We start from the raw sequence: 20,334 nt of genomic DNA on the forward strand, positions 1-20,334 counted from the left end.
TCCTGGCCGAGCACCAGCTGCGCCAGCGGCGCCACCCCCATCGCCATGTAGACGAAGAGCCAGAACGACCCCTGGAGCAGCTTGCGCCTGGTGGTCAGCACCATCCCGCACAACCGGGTCCCGGCGTAGACGGTCAGGGTGAGCTGGAGCCAGTACGCGGCGTCGTGCACCCCGTCGCCCGACTGGGACGCGACCACCACCGGCAGGACCAGCGCGAGGCCGAGGACCAGCGGCACCGAGAGCGCCCGGGAGAGCAGTGTGCGCGGTGAGACCACCGGCGCTGCGCCGGTGGTCACCGGAACCGGCGGCCCGGTGGCCTCGTTCACGTCCGTCGCCATCACAGGCCCCCCTGCCCCTCAAAAGTTCCCCGGACAGGAGTCTAGGGCCTGGCGTCCCTCCACCTCGCTGTCACCTTGTGTCAACCACTAGGCTGAGCATCCGGGTCGCCAGGGGAGGCGCCCGTGGGGGGTGGACGGATGCGGGATCTCAGGGCCTTCACGCTGGCCGGATACGACAAGGGCCGCGGAAAACTGGTCCAGGCGCTGTGGTTCGCCGTGCTCAACACGGTGTTCATGGTGTGGTTCTGCCCGGCCCGGCTGCGTGTCGCCCTGCTGCGGGCGTTCGGCGCGCGGATCGGCGAGGGCGTGCTGATCCGGCACCGGGTGCGGATCCTGTGGCCGTGGAAGCTGACCATCGGCGACCACAGCTGGATCGGCGAGGGCGCCTGGCTGCTCAACCTGGAACCCGTCACCATCGGCGCGCACGTCTGCGTCTCGCAGGAAGCGCTGCTGTGCACCGGCAGCCACGACCACCGCGCCGCCGACTTCCGCTACCGCAACGCCCCCATCGCCGTCGAGGACGGCGCCTGGGTCGCCGCACGGGCCGTCGTGCTGGCCGGGGTCACCGTCGGCGCGCACTCCGTCGTCGCCGCGGGTACGGTCCTGCACAACGACCTGCCCGCGCTCACCCTGCACACCGCCGCCGGCCGCCGGCCGGTCGAGGAGCCGGTATGAGGGTGCTGCACGCCGTCACGCTGCACAGCCCCACCCACGCCTTCGGCGGCCCGGTACGGGTCGCGCTCAACCTCTCCAAGGGACTGCGGGCCCGTGGCCACGACGCGCGGCTGCTGGCGCTCGGCGACGGCTTCGAAGGGCCGCTGCCCTCCGCCGTCGAGGGCGTGCCCGCCCAGCTCCACCAGGCCCGCAGGGTCCTCCCGGTGGGCTTCAGCGGCATCACCTCACCCGGGCTGCTCGCCGCTGCGGGGCGGCTCGTACGCGACGCCGACGTCGTCCACGTACACCTGGCCCGCGATCTGGTGACCCTGCCCGTCGCACTCGCCGCGCTAAGGCACCGGCGGTCACTGGTACTCCAGACACACGGCATGGTCGACCCGAGCGACCGGCTGCTCGCCAAGGCGCTGGACGCGCTCGCCGTCCGCAGGCTGCTGCACGGAGCTTCGGCCGTGCTGTACCTGACGGACCACGAACGCAGGGGCCTGGACGCGGTGGCCGGGCCACCCGCGCTGGAGCAGGCGGTCCGGCTGGTCAACGGCGTACCGGCGCAGCAGGCGCGGACCGCCCCCGAAGGGCCGCCGCGCATCCTCTACGCGGCCCGGCTGCAGGCCCGCAAGCGCCCCCGGGACTTCGTCGCGGCGGTCCCGGAGATCCTGCGGGCGCAGCCCGACGCCGAGTTCGTGGTCGCAGGACCCGACGAGGGTGAACTGGCCGCCGTCCAGGCGCTGATCGCCGAACTGGGTCTCGGCGAAAAGGTGCGCTGCCCGGGGGCGCTGTCGGGCGAGGAGATGATCGCCGAGCTGCGGCGCGCGCATGTGTACGTACTGCCGTCGGTGGACGAGCCGTTCCCGATGTCCGTGCTGGAGGCGCTGTCGGTGGGCGTGCCGTCCGTCGTCACGACGTCCAACGGGCTGGCGGGCGACATCCGCGCGGCCGGTGCGGGCCGTGTGGTCGCCGAGGCTTCGGGGCTCGCCGCCGCCGTGCTGGAACTGCTGGAGCCGGAGACGGCGGCGGCGGCCTCGGCGGCGGCGCGGAAGCTGGCGGCTGAGTCGTTCTCGATGGACGCCGTGCTCGACACCCTGCTGGAGACGTACGCGAAGCTCTGAGCGGGCGTAGGGCCTGTCGTCCGGATCAGGCCTTACGCCGGCAGCCAGGCGTAGCAGCCCGAGGAGATGAACTCCTTGGTGCCCGCCGGGATCTTGGCGGTGACCTCGCCCTTGGCGCCGGGCGCCGGGCCCGAGGCCAGTGGTTTGCCGCCGGCGCCGACAGCACGCCAGGTGCACGAGGGGTCCGTGGTCAGCGCCCGGTAGGTGCCGGCCGCAGGCTTCTCCCGCTTGCCGTCAGGGAAGCCGGTCCTGGCCGCGGCGAGCACCGGCTTCTGGTCGGGGCACAGCTGGGTGATGGCGTCCGCCGCGTCCGGGATGTCACCCGCGATCACCGCTCCCACCGCGTCGTCGCGGCTGTGCTTCGCGGTGAGCGCGACCCGCTGGCAAGCCTCCTGGCCGGTCTGCAGGACCGCCGCCGGGTCCATGTTCTTCGGCACCCTGCCGCTGAGGTAGTGCTTCTCCTTCTTGGTGAACGTGCCGGTGACCGGCGTCAGTTGGGCGTCCGGCAGCACGGGCCCCCCGGACGGCGAAGGCGCGGGACTCTCCCCGGCCTGCGCGTCGGGCGGTTCGGGGGCGGGCGTGACCTGCGCCGAAGGGCCGCTGCCGGTCGTCCCCGACGGTGGCGCGGCGGCGTCGTCGCTGTCGTGCGACGAACTGCAGGCGGTCAGCGCGAGAAGGGCGGCGGCCAGCACGGCGGCGGCTGCCGGACGCCGGGGGAACGAACGCATCAAGTGGCTCCTGTGGCACGGGCGGTACGGGTAGTTCGGGCGGTACGGGCGGGTTCGGTTGGTGCGAGCGGGTGCGGTTGGTACGGGCGGGTGCGGGGCCCGGTGTGTGCCGGGCCCCGCACCTCCCCATCATCGTGGTGCGGTCAGAGCCGCGTCACGCCGCGTCACGGTGCGCCGAAGGTCAGCACCAGTTGCGGTGTCCCCTCGTTCGCCGTGGCCTCGCTCGACCACAGCCACAGCGGGTCGGTGCCCGTGCTCGTCAGCGCCAGGCTGTACGAACTGCCGAGCGCCGCCGACAGCGCCGATGTGCTCAGCGACGTCGAGTAGACGCTCGACGCGGCCGATGCCCCGCTGAGCGTGCCCAGGGTCCCCGCGCCGAGTGCGGGCCGGTTGTTGTACGTCACGCCCGCCTCGGTCCAGGCCCCGGTGACCGGGACGACGGACTGGCTGTCCGCCGACTCCGCGCCCGCCATGGTGGATGTCTTGACCGCGAGCCGCGCGCTCTTCAGTACCGTGCCGCTGGGTGCGGCGGGCAGGGTGAAGCGCAGATAGCTGGTGTACGCGGAGGTGCCGCGTACGGCCATCGAACTCGACGTACCGTAATTGGTGCTCGGCGCACCGGCGTTGACGTAACTGTCCTCCGCCGCCTGGACGGTGGTGACGGTGTCGGCCGGAGCGGACGCCAGCGTGTGGTGGTTGGCGACCTGCGTGGCCGAGAGCACCGAAGGATAGACGGCTGTCTCGTCGATCTGGCCGGCGAAGAAGCTGCTCGTCGGCTGACTCGGCCAGCTGTTCAGATTGTCGGCGCCGACGTGCCAGTAGCCCGTGAACGACTGGTTGGTGGTGACGTTCTTGGTGCCGACGGCCGCGCCGTCGACGTAGAGCGTCATCCCGCCGGGCCCCTGGGTCGCCACCACATGGTGCCAGGTGCCGTCGTTGTACGTGCCGGGCGACACGACCGTCTGGGTCGAGCCCGTGTACACACCGAACACCAGGTTCCCGGCGTTGGTCATGTAGATGTGCTTGTCGTAGTTGCCGCTGTTGGCCGTGGTGTTGGAGCCGAAGCCGATCAGCTTGCCACCGCTGGTCGTGGTGGTCTTGAACCAGGTCTCCAGACTGTAGGGCCCGGTCACGGTCGTCGGCCGGTCGCTGTAGACCTGCTCGTTGGTGCCGTTGAGACCGAGCGCCGTGCTGGGCCCGTTGACCGCGGCGGGCGTCTGCCGCAGGGCCGGTGCGTTGAGATAGACACCGCTGTTGTTCGACGAGGACGAGTCCCCCGCGAAGGCGCCGGACGCCTCGTCGTAGCGCCAGTACAGCGAGGCGCCGTCGTCGAGCACGGCGGCCGGATAGGCCTCGGCCGAGGTCGGTACGGTCACGGACACGGTCGGGGAGAGCCCGCTCGCGTTGCCCGCCGCGTCGGTCGCCGTGACCCGGTAGGTGTACGTCTGGCCCGAGGTCACCGTGGTGTCGGTGAAGGACAGCTGCGGCCGGGACCACGGGAGTGAGTCGCCGTCCACGGTACGGATCGGTGTCGACGAGCCGTTGCGGTAGACCTTGTACGTCAGCGTGCTGTCGTCGGTGTCGGTGCTGGAGCGCCACCGCACCTGCACCTCACCGGGTTTGACGCTCGAAGCGCTCGCCTGCGGCACCGCCGGCACGCCGGTGTCGGGCCCCGAGGCGAACCGGGTCAGACCCTGCGCCGGAGCCGCGTTGACCGTGGTGAACTCACCTCCGACCCACAGGTACTTGGTCGCTCCCGACCCGGCGATGGCCAGGGCGCGCGGGCCGATGCCCTCGCCCAGCCCGTCGTTGGTGTTCGGGAACCAGCCGAGCAGACTGGGGGTGCTGGTGGGCTCGGCGAGCAGATGGTTGCGCGGCCCGTCGGGGAACTCGCCCATGCTGGAGCAGTCGTGGGCGTGCGACGCGCTGTAGAGCACCGTCTGGTACGACTCGACCGCCTGGGTGGCGCCGAGGCACGTGTCGCGCCATCGCTGGCCGAAGTTGCTGAGATCCACCGCGATCCGGCCGTCGAAGACGCCGCCGCCGGTGCCCTCGTTGCCGGTGTAGAAGCCGGTCGCGTCGGTCCCGATGGCCTTCACGACCGAGTTGACCGGCACGAAGTTGTTCGGGTACGTCTGCACGTTGGCGCCCGTGGTGGAGTCCACCACGGCGAGCGCGTGCGAGTCCGCCCCGTTGACGGTGGTGAAGTCCCCGCCGACGACGACGTGGTCGCCGTCAGGAGTGACGGCGACGGCCCGCCCAGGAGCGTCGGCGTCGGCGGTGAACGGCCGCAGCGCGCCGCTCGTGCTGTCGACGGCCGCGAACCGCTGCCGGGTCTGGCCCTGGACCGATCCGAAGTCGCCGCCCGCGAAGACCGTGTCGTCGGTGACGGACAACGCCCGTACCGTCGCAGCGAAGCTCGGGTGGAAGGCCGCCTTCGGCGTACAGGTGGCGATGTCGATCGCGGCGAGACTGCTCACCGGGGTGCCGTTGACGGCGCCGAAGTAACCCCCCGCGTACAGCGTCTGCTTGTCGGGCGAGACGGCGAGCGCGCGTACCGTCGCCGTACCGCTGCCGATGGTGAACGAGAGTGTGCAGGAAGTGGGCGCGCCCGTCGCGGCGTTCATCGCGACGAAGTTCACCGCGCTCTGCGCGGTGCCACTCGCACCGTCCGGCGGGCGCACCTGCGAGAAGGTGCCGCCGACGAAGACGGTGTCGTCCGCCTGGGCGAGTGCCCAGACGATGCCGTTGGTCTGCCAGGTCGGCAGATCGTCGGCGGTGAACGCCACCGGAGGTGTCACCGCCGCTGCTTGCGGCACGGCGGTCACCCCCATGCCGGCGGTGACGGACAGGATGAGGGCCGCCGAAAGCCCCCAGGTTCTACGCATGTACCCCCCAGGCGGGATAGCCCGGCCCTACGGCCGGAGTTCTGTTGTGCGTGTGGTTCGCCGTGCTCATCCGCGCCACCCCTGCGCGGATGCCGTGCCGCGACCGCCCCCTCCGCGGTCGCTCAGCGGTCGATGCGGACCGCTGTACCCGCCAACTGGTCCTCCAGCTGGCGCAGATCGGCGTCGACCATGATCCGGGCCAGTTCGTCGACGAGCACCGTCGGCTTCCAGCCGAGCAGGTCCCGCGCCTTTCCGGCGTCTCCGATGAGTGAGTCGACCTCGCTGGGCCGCTCGTACTTGGGGTCATACCGCACATACCGGTCCCAGTCCAGACCTGCGTGCGCGAAGGCCGTCTCCACGAACTCCCGTACCGTGGCCGGGACTCCGGTGGCCACCACGAAGTCGGTCGGCTCTGTGTGCTGGAGCATCCGCCACATCGCCTCGACGTACTCGGGCGCGAATCCCCAGTCGCGCACGGCGTCGAGGTTGCCCAGATAGAGCCGGTCCTGGAGACCCGCCTTGATCCGGGCGACGGCGCGGGTCACCTTGCGGGTCACGAACGTCTCACCGCGGCGCGGTGACTCGTGGTTGAACAGGATCCCGTTGACGGCGAACATCCCGTACGCCTCGCGGTAGTTGACCGTGGTCCAGTAGGCGAAGACCTTCGCGGCGCCGTACGGGCTGCGCGGATGGAACGGGGTGTCCTCGTTCTGCGGCGGGGGAGTGGCGCCGAACATCTCCGACGAGGACGCCTGGTAGATCCGGGTCTCCACACCGCTCGCCCTGATGGCCTCCAGCAGCCGCAGCGCGCCGAGTCCGGTCACATCACCGGTGTACAGCGGCGCGTCGAAGGACACCCGCACATGGGACTGGGCGCCGAGGTTGTACACCTCGTCCGGGCCGATCTCCCGCAGCAGGTTCACCAGCGCCACACCGTCCGAGAGATCCGCGTGATGCAGCACGAACGACCGGTTCGCCTGCTGCGGATCCTGGTAAATGTGGTCGATGCGCTCGGTGTTGAAGCTGGACGACCGCCGGACCAGACCGTGGACCGTGTATCCCTTGGCGAGCAGCAGCTCCGCCAGATACGAACCGTCCTGTCCCGTCACGCCCGTGATCAGCGCGGACTTGCTCATGACCGATGCCCCCTGGGTATATGTAGTGATTTCCTGGCATGATCCGGCTCATGACTGACATGACTGAACCGCTCCTGCCGGCCGGCGCCCGGATATTCGTCGCCGGCCACCGAGGTCTCGTCGGGTCCGCCGTCGCGCGGAACCTGACCTCCGAGGGCTACGAGGTACTCACCCGGAGCCGCGACCAGTTGGACCTGCTCGACGCCGGCCGGACGGCCGCCTGGCTGAAGGACACCGGACCCGACGCCGTCGTCATGGCGGCCGCCAAGGTCGGCGGCATCATGGCGAACAGCACGTACCCCGTCCAGTTCATCGAGGACAACCTGCAGATCCAGCTCAGTGTCATCGCCGGCGCCCACCAGGCGGGCGTCGAACGGCTGCTCTTCCTCGGCTCGTCCTGCATCTACCCCAAGCACGCGGCGCAGCCGATCAGCGAGGACGCGCTGCTCACCGGACCGCTCGAACCGACCAACGAGGCGTACGCCCTGGCGAAGATCGCCGGCATCATCCAGATCCAGTCGTACCGGCGGCAGTACGGCGCCCGGTACATCTCGGCGATGCCGACGAATCTGTACGGTCCCGGCGACAACTTCGACCTGGCGACCTCGCACGTCCTGCCCGCGATGATCCGGCGCTTCCACGAGGCGCGCACCGAGGGCAAGGACGAGGTGGTGCTGTGGGGCTCCGGCACACCGCGCCGGGAATTCCTGCATGTCGACGACCTCGCCGCCGCCTGCACACTGCTGCTCCGCTCCTACGACGCCGACGGCCCCGTCAACGTCGGCTGCGGCGCCGACCTCACCATCCGCGAACTGGCTGAGACCGTAGCGGAGGTGACGGGGTATCAGGGCACCATCGGCTGGGACACCACGAAGCCGGACGGCACGCCCCGCAAGCTGCTGGACATCTCCCGGCTCGCCGCGCTCGGCTGGAAGCCGGGCATCCCGCTGCGGGACGGTATCGCCGCCACCTACGCCGACTGGCAGCGTACGTGAAGTCATCGCCGGCCCCTCTCAGTACGCTCCGCGACCGTCGACGACGGCGCGGAGCGTACGGGCCATGACATCGACGTCGCTGGTGAAGGACCAGTTGTCGACGTAGCTGAGATCGAGCTGGACGGTCTCGTCCCAGGAGAGGTCCGACCGTCCGCTGATCTGCCACAGACCGGTCATCCCCGGCCGTACCGCGAGCCGCCGCAGTTCGGTCTCGGTGTAGTGCGTGACCTCGTCGGCCAGCGGCGGGCGCGGGCCCACCAGCGACATCTCACCGCGCACCACGTTGATCAGCTGGGGCAGTTCGTCCAGTGACGCCCGGCGCAGCAGCCTGCCCACCCGGGTGACCCGGGGGTCCCTGCGGATCTTGAACATCGGACCGTCGATCTCGTTGACCGAGGCCAGCTCGGCCCTGCGCAGATCCGCGTCCACATGCATCGTGCGGAACTTCCACATCACGAACGGCACACACGCCTGCCCGATCCGGCGCTGCCGGTAGAAGACGGGGCCGGACGACGTCAGTCCGACGGCGAGCGCCACGACCACGAAGAGTGGTGACAGGGCCAGCAGCCCCAGCGCCGCCGCTGTTCGGTCCATGACAGTCTTCAGGGTCGGCTGGAGTCCGCGCCGCAGCGGTGGCACGACCCGCAGCAGGGCCAGTCCCGCCGCCGACGTGGTCTCCAGGCGCTTGACGGAGATCTCCAGCAGGCCCGGTGCCAGGGCCAGCTCGACACCCGCGTCGTGCAGCGCCCAGGAGAGCCGGCGCAGCCGCTCTCCCGACATCCCGGCCCCCGGCGCGATCAACACCACGTCGGCGGGCAGTTCACGGATGGCGGCCAGTACGGGCCCGCTGTCCTCGCCCGGCTCGGCCGGTGTGCCCGACGGCAGCCGGCAGGACAGCCGGGCGCCGGCGGCCAGGTCGCCTTCGCCGATCGCGACGACGCCGACCACGACGTACGGATGGTCGGTGCGGGCCGCGAGATGCTCCGCGAGATCGTCGGCGGCCGACGGCTCGCCGATCATCAGCACCCGCGTCACGACCTGCGCCTTTCTGCGGGCCCGCGCCAGGTGACGGTACGTCAGTTTGCGGCAGGCGAGCGTGAGGAACAACGCCGGAAGCAGTGCCAGCAGGCAGCGCAGCGGCGCGTGATGCAGTTCGAAGGCGGCCCGCGCCACGGCCAGTGTGCCGACCAGGATCAGCCAGTCGTGCAGCACGGGCAGCGCGCCGCGCGACTCGCCGAGTGTGCGCGCCGCGTATCTGAGCCGGCAGAACTGGACGAGCGTCCAGGCCAGCGCGGCCACGAAGGCGCTCCGCAGCGCGTAGGGCTCACCACTCCGGTAGAGCAGCAGTGCCACCGGCACGGCCGCCCCGACGAGGTCGGTCAGCAGCGCGACGGGCAGATACCAGCCCGCCTTGAGACGCATCCCACGCGGGACCGCCCCCGGCCCGGTTCTGGTTCCGGGCGCGCTTGTCTCAGATGGATGGACATGCCACATGTACCCCCCCGGCACGTGTTGACGTGCTACACACCGTTAGTCGATTCCCCGATCGACGAACAGGTGTCGCAACAGGGAACAGTACGACAAACTTGTGCGCATGCACCGCTGTTTACGGAATCGTTCCTATCGGTTGACGTCCGTTTCATCACATCGGTGCCCACTGGAGTTGCCGCTGAGGCGGCAGGGGGGAAGAGAACAAGATCATGAACGAGTCAGCCGACGAGAGATCCGACGGACCGCTCGACCCGGCGGAACCGGCCGCAGCGCCGGATTCCGCGGCGGATTCCGCGGCGGGTACGCCGCCGCCGTCCGCCCCCGAGCACCGCACGAAACGGCGTAAATTCCTGCTGGGCGGCCTGGCGCTGGTCGGCGTGGGCGTCCTGCTGCTGGCCGGCGCCGGCTGGTGGGCCGTCGGGCACTACACCGGCCGCGTGGAGCGCATCCCGAACGCCTTTCCCACCAAGGTCCCGGCCTCCGCGCAGCCCAAGGACAGCGCCGGCGGCGAGACGTTCCTGCTCGTCGGCGTCGACAGCCGCTCCGACCTGCCCACGACAGGAAAGGACGCCAAGGCCCCGCAGTGGACGTACGGGGCGCAGCGCAGCGACACGATGATGCTGGTCCATCTGCCCGAGGACCGCTCCAACGCCTATGTCGTCTCGCTGCCCAGGGACTCCTGGGTCGACATCCCCGGCCACGGCAAGGCCAAGCTCAACGCGGCGTTCTCCTGGGGCGGCCCGCCGCTGCTCATCGACACCGTGCAGCGGCTCACCGACGTCAAGGTCGATCATCTGGCGGTCATCGACTGGGACGGCTTCAAGAAGCTCACCGACTCGGTGGGCGGCGTCGACCTCACCGTCGACGGGGAGCGCCGGCACATGAACGGCACCCAGGGCCTGGTCTACGTACGGGAGCGGCACAGCCTGGCCCGCGGCGACCTCGACCGCACCCACCGGCAGCAGAACTTCCTGCGCGCCGTGCTCAGCAAGGTCCTCACCCCGGGCAACCTCACCAACCCGCTGAAGACCGGCGAGGTGCTGAACAACCTCACCGACAGCGTCAGTGTGGACGACCGCCTCGGCAACGGCGATCTGCGCGATCTGCTGTGGGGCTCCCGGGACATCAGGCCCTCCGGAATGGTCTTCATGAACGCTCCGGTGACCGGGACCGACACGATCGACGGACAGTCCGTCGTCCTCCTGGACGCGGCCAAGGACCGTACTTTGTGGGACGCGATGCGCGCGGACACCCTCAAGTCGTACGTCGCCGGTCACCGTACTGATCGGCTCGGTACGACCACCCCCTAGCGGGACAGGACGGGCCCCGGGGACGCCCGGGGCCGGTTGCCCCCGGGCCGCGGATCGGCTCTACTACTGCGCAATACCCGTATTACGGGACGATCTTCGGGAGGACGGACGATGGCCGAGCCGACAGCGGGGCCCGCGTCACACCGCCGTCACCCGGCGCGCCGCAAGCGCCGCGCGGTGCTCGGCGCCGTCCTCGGCGTCCTGCTGCTCGGCGCCTGGGCCGGAGTGGGCATGGCCGGTGACACGAACGGCGGGCAGGAGACCCCGGGCGGTACGAGTGTGGCACCGCCGAGGGCGACCGACGCGCTGCCGTTCGACCTGCCGCCCGCCGCCGAACTGCGCGACAGCGCGCACCTGGTCTTCGCCCACTACTTCACGCCGTACCCGCTCTCCCTCGACAACCAGCCGGCGCAGAGCGACTACTACAGCCGCAACTACCTCACGGTACGGGGCGAGAACGGCAAGCACGCCGCGTACGGCGGGCTGCTGCGCGACCGCCCGCTCCCGGTCGCCGAGCAGCAGGGCGACTGGCAACTGGCCAACCTGGAACAGGAAGTGCGCACCGCGCGGGACGCCGGGATCGACGGATTCAGCGTCGACATCCTCTCGCTGTCGGGACCGAACTGGGACCGGGTCAACCTGCTGCTCAAAGCGGCGCACGAGGTCGACCCGGCGTTCCGGATCATGCTGATGCCGGACATGACGTCCCTGCACACCGACCCGGCGACCCTGGCCGAAGCCCTGGCGAAGCTCGCCGCCCAGCCGGCGGCCCACCGGCTGGCCGACGGCAGGCTGGTGGTGTCCCCGTTCAAGGCCGAGGCCGTGGACCCCGCGTGGTGGTCGCAGATGATGGCGCGGCTGGACGGACAGCACGGCATCAGGACCGCACTGGTCCCGCTGTTCCTCAACTTCGGTGCCAACGCGGAGCGTTACGCGTCGATCAGCTACGGATTCTCCGAGTGGGGGAACCGCAGCTACACCGCCCAGGAGGGCGCGAGCGCCCACACAGCGCTCGCCCACCGGCTCGGCAAGGTGTGGATGCAGCCCGTCTCCGTCCAGGACGCCCGCCCCAACCAGGGCGTGTACGACGAGGCAGGCAACACCGCCAACCTCCGCACCACCTGGGGCCATGCCATCGACGACGGCGCCGACTGGGTCCAGCTCACCACCTGGAACGACTACTCGGAGGGCAGCCAGTTCGCCCCCTCGCTCCACAACGGTTACGCCTACCTCGACATCTCCTCGTACTACCTGACCCGCTTCAAGACGGGGAAGTGGCCGCAGCTCGTACGCGACCGGCTCTACGTGACCTCCCGCGTCCAGTTCGCCGCCGCCGTACCGTCGGCTGGCGCCGGCCAACGACTGATGCGGCCCCGCGCCGGGACCGCGCAGCCACGCGACGAGGTCGAGGTGCTGAGCTTCCTCCCGGCACCCGCGACCGTCGACACCGCCGTGGGCACCGACCACAAGAGCTTCGACCTGCCGGCGGGCGTCACCGCGACACTGCTGCCGCTGCGAACAGGCCACAGCTCGGCGGCCGTCGTACGCGACGGCCGGAAGTCGACCGAGGTGACCACCCGCTACCCGGTGGGCCCCCCGGCCCAGTCGCAGGACCTCCAGTACTACGCGGTGACGAGCGGCGACCTGGCGGCCGCCCGCCTCCCGGGCACGGACTGAGCAGCCCCGCGTTGGACAACCCCCTCCCGGAGTGCGGTAACGTTGGCGCTGCGTGACCGCACGGCGACATCCGTACACGGCACGCATCGGGACGTGGCGCAGCTTGGTAGCGCACTTGACTGGGGGTCAAGGGGTCGCAGGTTCAAATCCTGTCGTCCCGACTCGAAAGAGTCGAGGTCAGGGCCGGTGTCGGAGAAATCCGATACCGGCCCTTGATCGTTCCCGGGACCAGTTGGGGATCAGGCGGGGACGGTGCGTCCCAGCAGCGCCGCCAGTCGGTTGATGGCGGGCGCGCACCTGTCCGTACGCGAGCACCACTCACCGCTGAAGCCGGCGCGAAAGCCCCGGCGCCCCCGACGGCAGTGGGCTGCCACCCGGAGGAAGCAGCCCACCGTGCCGTATCGGCGGTCTCAGTAGCCGTAGATCATCTTGTACGCGACTTCCGGGAGGAACTGCCCGGCCACGGAGCCCGCGCCGACTCCGCAGTCGCCGTCGGATTCGCCGGGGGTCTTCAGCCACAGCAGCATCTCGGCTCCGCCGCCCGTCTGGCTGGCCGTTCCGGTCTTCCGTCCGGCGGGGTTGCACCACTCGCCGTTGGAGTCGTTGCCGTTGCGGCTGGTGTCGACGACGAAGGGCTTCGTGTAGCCGAAGGACGCCGACAGCGCCGAGTTGAGGGCGTTGCCGTAGCTGATGTTCCGGTCGTTGTTGTAGTAGTTCGAGATGTTCGACGAGAAACCGTGCGCCTGTCGGGCCCCGGCGCCGTCGAGAGCCCGGGCCATGGCGCCCGCGTCGATCCAGCCGGGGTTTCCGGCGTCCAGGTACGTCCAGGTGTTGGGCGCCTGCGCGGAGAACCGCGCCAGGGCGTCCTTGATCATGGCGTTGCGCTCATCGATCTGCTGCTGGGACATACAGCTGAAGTCGCCGAGGGAGTCGGGCTCGATCACCACCAGCGCCGGTCGCCCGCCGATGGCCGAGGCGAAGGCGGAGATCCAGGCGCTGTACGCCGCCGGAGAACCCGCGCCGCCGCCGGAGTGGCCGCCGCAGGCGTCGCGGCCAGGGATGTTGTAGGCGATCAGGACGGGAAGCTTGTCGGCGGCGTCCGCGGCTCCTACGTAGGAGCCAACCGCGGACCCGATGTCACCGCTCCAGGAACCGAACCACCGGGCCATGGGGCGCGAGGCGATGTTGTCCCGGATCGCCGGCGCCCGTCCGTCGCCGGGGTTCGCCGCTGCCCATGCGGCCGGAGTCGAGTTCGGGTCCACGTAGAACCCGCTGGTCATGCCGATCGGATCGGCCAGGGCGTCGGCGTCGGCCTGCCCGGCACCGAGGGGCAGGAGCAGGCACGCGAATGCCGACGTGACGAGCGTACGCATCTTCTTTCTCAAGAGTGCAGCCCTTCTGGGAGCGCTCCCACGCTGGCGATAAATCAGCCATGGGGGCGCGGGTGGGGGGAGGAACGAGCGGCGGTCCCGTCGGGGCTTTCACCGGGAACTGCCGCTGCCAGACGAGACATTGGCATCGGCGGCAGTCCGTGTCAATGAGTTCGGCAAGGGCCGTGGGACGCGGGGCGGGCCGGGTCCGGTGACGTCCGAACCCGGCCCTTGCCGGGTTTCCCGGCTTACGACACCCGGTCGCCGACCGGGTCCGACGCGTGGGCGGCGTTGACGCAGCGCAGCGCTGACGACAGGGCCTCCGTGGCTTCGGCGTTCCAGCCGGTGACCGTGAACTCGACGCTCTCTCCCGGGAGCAGCGTCACCAGGCCGCGGTCGGTGCGGGCGTCCGGGTGCAGCCGGTCGGCCTGTAGCAGCAGGTCCCGTACGAGGGTGTGCGCCGTGACCCGCACCCGTGCGTCGTCGCCCTCGGAGATGACCTGGGTGGTCATCTCCGCGACCGGGTAGTCGAAGGAGTGGTCGGGCACCGCGAAGTGCACGGCGCGCAGCCCGTCCGCGTCCGCGACGACGAACTCGCGCCGCGGATCGCCGGGTACCGCCAGCCGGTCGGGGAGGTCGAGCAGGACGACCGACCGCGGCGCCACCTCGACGGGGACGTGGTGTTCTGCGACCGCGCCGCCGTGGGCGTCCACCTGGCGCACGAGGGCCTGGCAACTCCACTGCTCGCCGCTCTGGTTGACGGCGGCCAGGACGAGACGTCCGTCCCGGGTCTGCAGTGTCAGCAGCCGGTCGGCGTAGAGGCGTTTCAGCTCGTGGTAGAGGGGCTTCTCGCGGCCGTCCCCGTCGATGGCGGCCCACGAGGTGACGGGCCAGCAGTCGTTGAGCTGCCACAGGATCGTGCCGGCGCAGCGCGGCCAGTGGGAGCGCCAGTGCTCGACGCCGGTGGCGACGGCCCGCGCCTGGTTGAGCTGGGTGAGGTAGTGCCAGGTGTCGAAGTCGGCGGGCGGCGCGAAGTGGTGGGCCAGCCCGCGGTCCAGCTTGCCGTTGCCGTCCTCGGCCTTCTGGTGATGCAGCATGCCGGGGGAGTCGGGGGTCAGCGGCCGGTCGCTCAGCGCGCGGCGCAGCGTCGCGTACGCGGGCGGGGCCTGCCAGCCGAACTCGGCGACGAACCGGGGGACTTCGTTGAGGTAGCCGGTGTAGTCCTCGCGGTTCCACACGTCCCACGAGTGGGCCGTGCCGTGCCCGGGGTCGTTGGGGTGCACCTCCCACGAGCCCGACCAGGGGCTGCCTGCCCAGTAGGGCCGGGTGGGATCGGTCTCGGCGGTGATACGGGGCAGCAGGTCGAGGTAGTACGCCTCGCCCCAGGAGGCCCCGGCGAGAGCCGGTTCCCAGTCCCAGTCCTTGAAGCCCCACAGGTTCTCGTTGTTGCCGTTCCACAGCACGAGGGACGGGTGCGGCATCAGCCTGACGACGTTCTCGCGCGCCTCGGCCTCGATCTCGGAACGCAGGGGTTCGCCCTCGGGGTAGGCCGCGCAGGCGAACGGGAAGTCCTGCCAGACCATCAGGCCGAGCTCGTCGCAGATGTCGTAGAAGGCGCGGTCCTCGTAGATCCCGCCGCCCCAGACCCGTACCAGGTCGACCCCGGCGGCCGCCGCCTGCTCCAGCCGCCGCCGGTAGCGCTCCGGTGTGACGCGGGACGGGAAGACGTCCTCCGGGATCCAGTTCACCCCCCGGGCGAACAGCGGCGTTCCGTTCACCACCAGGGTGAAGGCGCTGCCGTGCTCGTCCTCGCCGGTGTCGAGTACGACGGTACGGAAGCCGACGTTGCGCTCCCACATGTCCAGTGGCTCGGCTCCGTCGGCGTCGGCCCCGCCGGCTCCTTCGGTGTCGGCGAGGGTGACGGTGCAGGAGTGGACATGCTGCTCGCCGTATCCGCGGGGCCACCACAGCTCGGCGTCGGGCACCTCGGCCCGTAGCGTCAACTGGTCTGTTCCCGAAGGGAGTTCGCCGTGTACGGAGACGCTCCCGACACCCGAGACGCCCGACATGCCCGCTACGTCGAGACCGAGGCGCAGCCCGCGGCCGGTCCCGCCGGCCGACCGCTCGACGGTCACATGGACGGAGACGACTCCCGTGCCGTCCTCGCGGACGGTGACCTCCGGGCGGACCTCGGCGAGCCGGGCCGTGGACCAGCGCTCCAGCCGGGGCCGGCGCCAGATGCCCGCGGTGACGAGGGTCGGCCCCCAGTCCCAGCCGAACGAGCAGGCCATCTTGCGGATGAACGGGAAGGGCTCGGGGTACGGGCCCGGCCGATCGCCCAGCAGCGAGCGGACGCGCTCGGCCTCCTGGTAGGCCGAGGTGAAGGCCACCGTGAGCGGCGCCGGACCCGAGCCGAGCGCCTCGGTGACGTCGAAGCGGTACGAGCGGTGCATGTTGCGGGTCCGGCCCAGCACCGTCTCCCCGACGCGGATCTCGGCCACGGTGTCGAGGCCGTCGAAGACCAGGTCGGTGCGCTCGTGGCCGCCTCCGCCGGCGGGCAGTTCGGTGCGGTAGGTCCAGTCGGCCCGGCCCACCCAGGCCACGTCGGTCTCGTTGGCGTCGAGGAAGGGGTCGGGAATCAGGCCCGCGGTCAGCAGGTCGGTGTGCACACAGCCCGGCACGGTCGCGGTGACGGGTCCGGCCGCCAGTACCGGCGGCGCCTGCACGGGGAGGTGCCTGGAGGTGTCCAGGCTCAGGGTCCAGCCGCGGGTGAGCGGCGTGCTGACCTTCATACGGTCTCCTTGGGCCCGATGGGGGCTCGGCTGTAGAGGGCGGTGCGTGTTTTTCGGTGCGGTGGAGCTACTTGGTGGCGCCGGAGGCGAGACCGTTGTAGATGAAGCGCTGCAGCGCGAGGAAGACGACCAGGCTCGGGATGATCACCAGTGCGGCGCCCGCCGAGATGACCTCCCAGTGGGCGCCGTAGGGGCCCTTGAACCGGAACAGTGAGGTCGAGATCGTGCCGAGGCTGTCGTCCGGCATGTACAGGAAGGGAATGTAGAAGTCGTTGTATATCGCGACCCCCTTGATGATCACGACCGTGGCGGCGGCCGGTCTGAGCAGCGGCATGATGATGCGCCAGTAGATCGTGAACGAGTTCGCGCCGTCGATCCGGGCCGCCTCGTCCAGGGAGACCGGGATGGAGCGGATGAACTGCAGGAAGATGTAGATCGACACGATATCGGTGCCCATGTAGAGCATGACAGGTGCCCACCGGGTGTCCATCACCCCGAGGTTGTTGACGATCTGGTACGTCGCCACCTGGGTGGTGACGCTCGGCACCAGCGACGCGACCAGGAAGAGCGTCATCACCAGCTTCTTGAACCGGAAGTGGAAGCGGTCGATCGCATAGGCGGTCATCGAGCCGATCAGTACGGTACCGAGCACGGAGAAGAAGAGAATGAACGTGGTGTTCCACAGGGCGCGCAGCATGTGCCCGTCGGTGAACGCGATGGCGTAGTTGTGGAAGTTCAGCCAGTTGTCCGGGGCGGCGAGCGCGCCGCCGCCGGCCATCTCCTTGCTCGTACGCAGCGAGGTGAGCAGCACAGCGGCCAGCGGCACCAGGACGACCGCACTGGCCAGCACCAGCGAGAGGTACTTCAGGAACACCGCGACCCGGCCGCGCATGGGCGCCGCCCCCCCGGGGGAGCGCGGGGCCCGCGCCACGGCGGGAGCGTCGAGTGCCGTCATGACTGTTCCACCCTCTCGTCGGGGAACAGCAGGCGCTGGACCCAGGTCACCAGCAGCACGATCGCCAGCAGCACGACGGCGGCTGCCGAGGCGAGCCCGGTCTTGTTGAAGTTGAAGGCGAGCTTGATCGTCTGGATGACGAAGGTCTCGCTGTTGTTGGAGCCGCCGGTCATGATGAACGGGATCTCGAAGACCGACAGCGACCCGGAGATGGCCAGGATCACACTGAGGCTGATGATCGGCCGGATGCTCGGCGCGATGACGTAGCGGAACTGCTGCCAGCGGCTCGCCCCGTCCAGCGCCGCGGCCTCGTACAGCTGCGGCGGGATGGACTGGATGGCGCCGATGAACAACACCAGGTTCACGCCCATGAAGCGCCACACCGACACGCCCGCGAGCGAGGTGTTGACCAGGTGCGGGTCGCTCAGCCACAGGTGCGGCCCGGCGCCGAGCCAGCCGAGCACCGTGTCGAGGGTGCCGCCGGGCTGGAAGAAGTACAGGAACACGAAGCCGACGGCGACTCCGTTGATCAGGTAGGGGAAGAACAGCACCCCCTTGAACAGGTTGCGCAGCCGGGTGTTGAAACTGAGGACGGTGGCGAAGTACAGGGCCGCGCAGATCTGTACGACCGAAGCGCCCAGGTAGAACAGGCTGACCCAGAACACCTGGAACAGCTGCGGCCGGGTGAACAGGTCCGAGTAGTTCGACAGTCCCACCCAGTTGCGGACCGGGCTGATGCCGTCCCAGTCGGTGAAGCTGTAGCCGAACATGTCCACCACGGGCAGCCAGGTGAACACCACCAGCAGCGCGAGCGGCGCGAGCAGGTACAGCCACGGGGTGAACCACCGGGCGCCGCCCTTCCCGCGCCGCGAACCCGGCCGTCGGGGCCGGTTCTTGGCGGGGGAGCGGGCCGCGTCCGGCGGTACGGCGCGGGCGGGAGGCGTGCCGGCGGGAGGCTTGCGGGCGGGAGGCGTACGGCCTGCGGTCCGCGGTGCGCTCATGGGGTCCTTCTTCCGGTCGCCGCGTGGCGGGGCGGCAGGTCTGTGTGCTGGCGGGGGGACGGTCGCCCGCCCCTCCTGTTGCGAGGCTGGGCGCCCTGGGGTGCCGCTGCTCCGGTCCGGTCGGCGTCCGGATCGGGCCGGGCCGGATCGGGCCGGGCCGAAGCAGCGGCGTGGGTCATGCCCGTTCAGCCGACGGTGCCTTGGGCGTCGGACCACTTCTTGTTGAGGTCCTTGAAGATGCTGTCGATGTCCCCGCCCGCGGCGCCGCGGGCGACGTCGACGATGTGCTGCGGGTAGTCCTGGTTGTTCAGGCCGATCTCGGACGCCTTGTCGATCTCGTCGACCGTCGCCGTCTTGCCGTACGCCATGGGGACGAACGTGACGCCGGCGTCCTGGAAGGGCTTGAGGTCGGCGGGCAGCGCCGAGCCCTTGACCGACGAGATGGACAAGGAGGCCTGTGCATCACCGGACTTGTTGATGAACCAGTCGATCCAGGCGCGGGCGGCCGGCTTGTTCTTGGAGTGCACGTTGATCGCGTACTGGTAGTCCGGGCGGACGACGGAGCAGAAGTGCCCGTCCTTCTGCGTCGGGAAGGGCATGAAGCCGATGTCGTCGGGGTTCTTGCCGGCCGTCTTCGCGGCGTCCCGCATCTGCACCACGGCCCAGGAGCCCAGCCACATGGCGCCGATCTTGCCGGAGCCCATCAGGGCCTTGGAGTTCTCCCAGTTGGTGGTGTTGGGGTCGGCCTCCGAGAGCTTCTCGTGGACGATGCCGTACAGCAGGGTGTCGACGGTGTTGAGGTCCTGGCCCGCCGCCCAGGGCTCCTTCGTGTCGGCGAGCTTGTCGTTGGCGGCGGGGTCGCAGCTGGGCGAGCCGAGGGCGTTGCCCCAGTTCGTCATCGGCCAGCCGTCGTGGTAGTTCGTGTAGTACGGCGTCGCGCCGGTCTTGGCCTTGACAGCCTTCAGATCGTCGATGAACTGCTGAGGTGTGGTGGGCCAGTCGGTGATCCCGGCCTGCTTCCACACGGCCTTGTTGTAGACGAAGCCGTTGGCGGTGCCGATGTTGGCGATGCCGTAGACGTTCCCGCCGACGGTCGCGTGGTCGGTGAAGTCGTAGGTCTTCGACAGGGCGGCGGAGCTGCCCAGCGGGGCGAAGAACGTCGGATACTGCTTCAGCGGAACCGAGTTGGGGATCGACAGCACGTCCCCGTAGTTCTTGCTGTTGAGCCGGATCTTGACGTCGCCCTCGTAGTCCGTGAGGCCCTGGAACTTCACCTTCACGTGCGGGTAGACCTTGTTGAAGGCCGCCGCGTACTTCTTGGCGGTGCCGTCCTGCACCTGGTCGGTACGGTTGGTGAGCACCGTGATCGTGCCGGTCACCTTCGAGGGGTCGGCGGGCACCTTCACCACGTCGGTGGACGCGGCGCCGCCGCTTCCCCCGCCGCAGGCCGCCAGGACCATGGTGAGGACCACGCCGGTGGCCGCAAGGACTGTTTTTCGCATGCCGATCCCACTCCCTGTTGCTGAACGAAAGGGCGCCGCACTGCATGCCGCGCAGCGACGGACGTCTCGTCGTCGAGGGCGAAGCGGCTGATGGTTGCTCAACGTAGACGGAACATCCGCACGTGTCCATAGAACGGTCTAGTTTTGTGTAAGCATTTCGCGCTCTACAAGCCTTTACTGAATGTGCTAAAACGCACCAGTACATTATCGTGGTCGACCACCGCCGTTCCCCTGACCGCGATCAGGGGAACGGCGGCACGCCTGTGGGGTGTTGGGTGTGAGGTGTCAGGTGGGGAGGTGCCAGGTTTGCCAGGGGTTGGTGTTGCGGTCGTAGATCTGGAGGCGGGTGTTGTTGGTGGTGTTGCCGCCG

At 69.9% G+C, this 20,334-nt stretch carries 15 protein-coding genes, 1 tRNA gene and 1 pseudogene; 7 read left to right on the plus strand and 10 right to left on the minus strand.

Annotation, left to right across the window (positions count from 1 at the left end; genetic code table 11):
* A pseudogene (locus tag HY68_RS42255) lies at nucleotides 1–338 on the minus strand (hypothetical protein); the annotation flags it as partial.
* Nucleotides 339–476: 138 nt separating this feature from the next.
* Between HY68_RS42255 and HY68_RS26885 the strand changes: the two are divergent.
* Nucleotides 477–1,013: a WcaF family extracellular polysaccharide biosynthesis acetyltransferase gene (locus tag HY68_RS26885; RefSeq protein ID WP_041993447.1), complete on the plus strand. Its 537-nt coding sequence runs from the start codon at nucleotides 477–479 to the stop codon at nucleotides 1,011–1,013.
* A complete protein-coding gene (locus tag HY68_RS26890) occupies nucleotides 1,010–2,119 on the plus strand; it encodes a glycosyltransferase (RefSeq protein WP_041993450.1) in 1,110 nt (369 codons plus the stop codon). The genes HY68_RS26885 and HY68_RS26890 overlap by 4 nt, the downstream gene beginning before the upstream one ends.
* Before the next feature lie 32 nt (nucleotides 2,120–2,151).
* Here the strand turns inward: HY68_RS26890 and HY68_RS26895 are convergent, their stop codons facing one another.
* The 3 genes from HY68_RS26895 to gmd form a co-directional block, all read right to left on the minus strand.
* Nucleotides 2,152–2,847, minus strand: coding sequence for a hypothetical protein (locus HY68_RS26895; protein ID WP_041993453.1), 696 nt, complete (start codon nucleotides 2,845–2,847; stop codon nucleotides 2,152–2,154).
* A gap of 164 nt (nucleotides 2,848–3,011) precedes the next feature.
* Nucleotides 3,012–5,735: a LamG-like jellyroll fold domain-containing protein gene (locus tag HY68_RS26900; RefSeq protein ID WP_041993455.1), complete on the minus strand. Its 2,724-nt coding sequence runs from the start codon at nucleotides 5,733–5,735 to the stop codon at nucleotides 3,012–3,014.
* Between the two features lie 122 nt (nucleotides 5,736–5,857).
* Nucleotides 5,858–6,871: a GDP-mannose 4,6-dehydratase gene (gmd, locus tag HY68_RS26905; protein WP_041993457.1), complete on the minus strand. Its 1,014-nt coding sequence runs from the start codon at nucleotides 6,869–6,871 to the stop codon at nucleotides 5,858–5,860.
* A 59-nt stretch (nucleotides 6,872–6,930) separates the two neighbouring features.
* Between gmd and HY68_RS26910 the strand changes: the two genes are divergently transcribed.
* Nucleotides 6,931–7,866, plus strand: coding sequence for a GDP-L-fucose synthase (locus HY68_RS26910; protein WP_078864001.1), 936 nt, complete (start codon nucleotides 6,931–6,933; stop codon nucleotides 7,864–7,866).
* A gap of 18 nt (nucleotides 7,867–7,884) precedes the next feature.
* Here HY68_RS26910 and HY68_RS26915 read toward each other — a convergent pair whose 3' ends face one another.
* Nucleotides 7,885–9,288 carry a sugar transferase gene (locus HY68_RS26915; protein WP_041993463.1) on the minus strand — a complete coding sequence of 468 codons (1,404 nt, stop codon included), beginning with the start codon at nucleotides 9,286–9,288 and terminating at the stop codon, nucleotides 7,885–7,887.
* A gap of 278 nt (nucleotides 9,289–9,566) precedes the next feature.
* On the opposite strand from HY68_RS26915, the gene HY68_RS26920 reads away from it, so the two are divergent.
* The 3 genes from HY68_RS26920 (at nucleotide 9,567) to HY68_RS26930 (ending at nucleotide 12,505) form a co-directional block, all read left to right on the plus strand.
* On the plus strand, nucleotides 9,567–10,667 hold the full coding sequence (locus tag HY68_RS26920; protein WP_078863798.1) for an LCP family protein: 1,101 nt from the start codon (nucleotides 9,567–9,569) through the stop codon (nucleotides 10,665–10,667).
* A gap of 111 nt (nucleotides 10,668–10,778) precedes the next feature.
* Nucleotides 10,779–12,344: a glycoside hydrolase family 71 protein gene (locus HY68_RS26925; protein WP_041993465.1), complete on the plus strand. Its 1,566-nt coding sequence runs from the start codon at nucleotides 10,779–10,781 to the stop codon at nucleotides 12,342–12,344.
* Between the two features lie 87 nt (nucleotides 12,345–12,431).
* Nucleotides 12,432–12,505: transfer RNA gene (locus tag HY68_RS26930), tRNA-Pro, on the plus strand.
* A gap of 249 nt (nucleotides 12,506–12,754) precedes the next feature.
* Here the strand turns inward: HY68_RS26930 and HY68_RS26935 are convergent.
* From HY68_RS26935 to HY68_RS26955, 5 genes are all read right to left on the minus strand, one after another.
* Nucleotides 12,755–13,729: a glycoside hydrolase family 6 protein gene (locus HY68_RS26935; protein ID WP_078863799.1), complete on the minus strand. Its 975-nt coding sequence runs from the start codon at nucleotides 13,727–13,729 to the stop codon at nucleotides 12,755–12,757.
* Nucleotides 13,730–13,962: 233 nt separating this feature from the next.
* A complete protein-coding gene (locus HY68_RS26940; protein WP_041993469.1) occupies nucleotides 13,963–16,506 on the minus strand; it encodes a glycoside hydrolase family 2 protein in 2,544 nt (847 codons plus the stop codon).
* 67 nt (nucleotides 16,507–16,573) lie between these two features.
* The gene (locus HY68_RS26945; RefSeq protein WP_241778795.1) at nucleotides 16,574–17,398 is read right to left on the minus strand and encodes a carbohydrate ABC transporter permease; all 825 of its coding nucleotides are present in this window, start codon (nucleotides 17,396–17,398) and stop codon (nucleotides 16,574–16,576) included.
* A gap of 59 nt (nucleotides 17,399–17,457) precedes the next feature.
* Nucleotides 17,458–18,462 carry a sugar ABC transporter permease gene (locus tag HY68_RS26950; protein ID WP_041993471.1) on the minus strand — a complete coding sequence of 335 codons (1,005 nt, stop codon included), beginning with the start codon at nucleotides 18,460–18,462 and terminating at the stop codon, nucleotides 17,458–17,460.
* A 185-nt stretch (nucleotides 18,463–18,647) separates the two neighbouring features.
* A complete protein-coding gene (locus HY68_RS26955; RefSeq protein ID WP_041993473.1) occupies nucleotides 18,648–19,964 on the minus strand; it encodes an extracellular solute-binding protein in 1,317 nt (438 codons plus the stop codon).
* Nucleotides 19,965–20,108: 144 nt separating this feature from the next.
* On the opposite strand from HY68_RS26955, the gene HY68_RS45500 reads away from it, so the two are divergent.
* A partial coding sequence (locus tag HY68_RS45500; protein WP_241778690.1) for a hypothetical protein occupies nucleotides 20,109–20,334 on the plus strand: 226 nt, incomplete at its 3' end.

It is taken from the genome of Streptomyces sp. AcH 505 (assembly GCF_000818175.1).
In the GTDB taxonomy this organism is placed as follows: domain Bacteria; phylum Actinomycetota; class Actinomycetes; order Streptomycetales; family Streptomycetaceae; genus Streptomyces.

What these genes read in the sequence shown, in the direction of transcription:
- HY68_RS26885 (WP_041993447.1), top strand. Translation starts at nt 477, where the DNA reads ATGCGGGATCTCAGGGCCTTCACGCTGGCCGGATACGACAAGGGCCGC.
- HY68_RS26890 (WP_041993450.1), top strand. Translation starts at nt 1,010, where the DNA reads ATGAGGGTGCTGCACGCCGTCACGCTGCACAGCCCCACCCACGCCTTC.
- HY68_RS26895 (WP_041993453.1), bottom strand. Translation starts at nt 2,847, where the DNA reads ATGCGTTCGTTCCCCCGGCGTCCGGCAGCCGCCGCCGTGCTGGCCGCC.
- HY68_RS26900 (WP_041993455.1), bottom strand. Translation starts at nt 5,735, where the DNA reads ATGCGTAGAACCTGGGGGCTTTCGGCGGCCCTCATCCTGTCCGTCACC.
- gmd (WP_041993457.1), bottom strand. Translation starts at nt 6,871, where the DNA reads ATGAGCAAGTCCGCGCTGATCACGGGCGTGACGGGACAGGACGGTTCG.
- HY68_RS26910 (WP_078864001.1), top strand. Translation starts at nt 6,931, where the DNA reads ATGACTGAACCGCTCCTGCCGGCCGGCGCCCGGATATTCGTCGCCGGC.
- HY68_RS26915 (WP_041993463.1), bottom strand. Translation starts at nt 9,288, where the DNA reads ATGCGTCTCAAGGCGGGCTGGTATCTGCCCGTCGCGCTGCTGACCGAC.
- HY68_RS26920 (WP_078863798.1), top strand. Translation starts at nt 9,567, where the DNA reads ATGAACGAGTCAGCCGACGAGAGATCCGACGGACCGCTCGACCCGGCG.
- HY68_RS26925 (WP_041993465.1), top strand. Translation starts at nt 10,779, where the DNA reads ATGGCCGAGCCGACAGCGGGGCCCGCGTCACACCGCCGTCACCCGGCG.
- HY68_RS26940 (WP_041993469.1), bottom strand. Translation starts at nt 16,506, where the DNA reads ATGAAGGTCAGCACGCCGCTCACCCGCGGCTGGACCCTGAGCCTGGAC.
- HY68_RS26945 (WP_241778795.1), bottom strand. Translation starts at nt 17,398, where the DNA reads ATGCGCGGCCGGGTCGCGGTGTTCCTGAAGTACCTCTCGCTGGTGCTG.
- HY68_RS26950 (WP_041993471.1), bottom strand. Translation starts at nt 18,462, where the DNA reads ATGAGCGCACCGCGGACCGCAGGCCGTACGCCTCCCGCCCGCAAGCCT.
- HY68_RS26955 (WP_041993473.1), bottom strand. Translation starts at nt 19,964, where the DNA reads ATGCGAAAAACAGTCCTTGCGGCCACCGGCGTGGTCCTCACCATGGTC.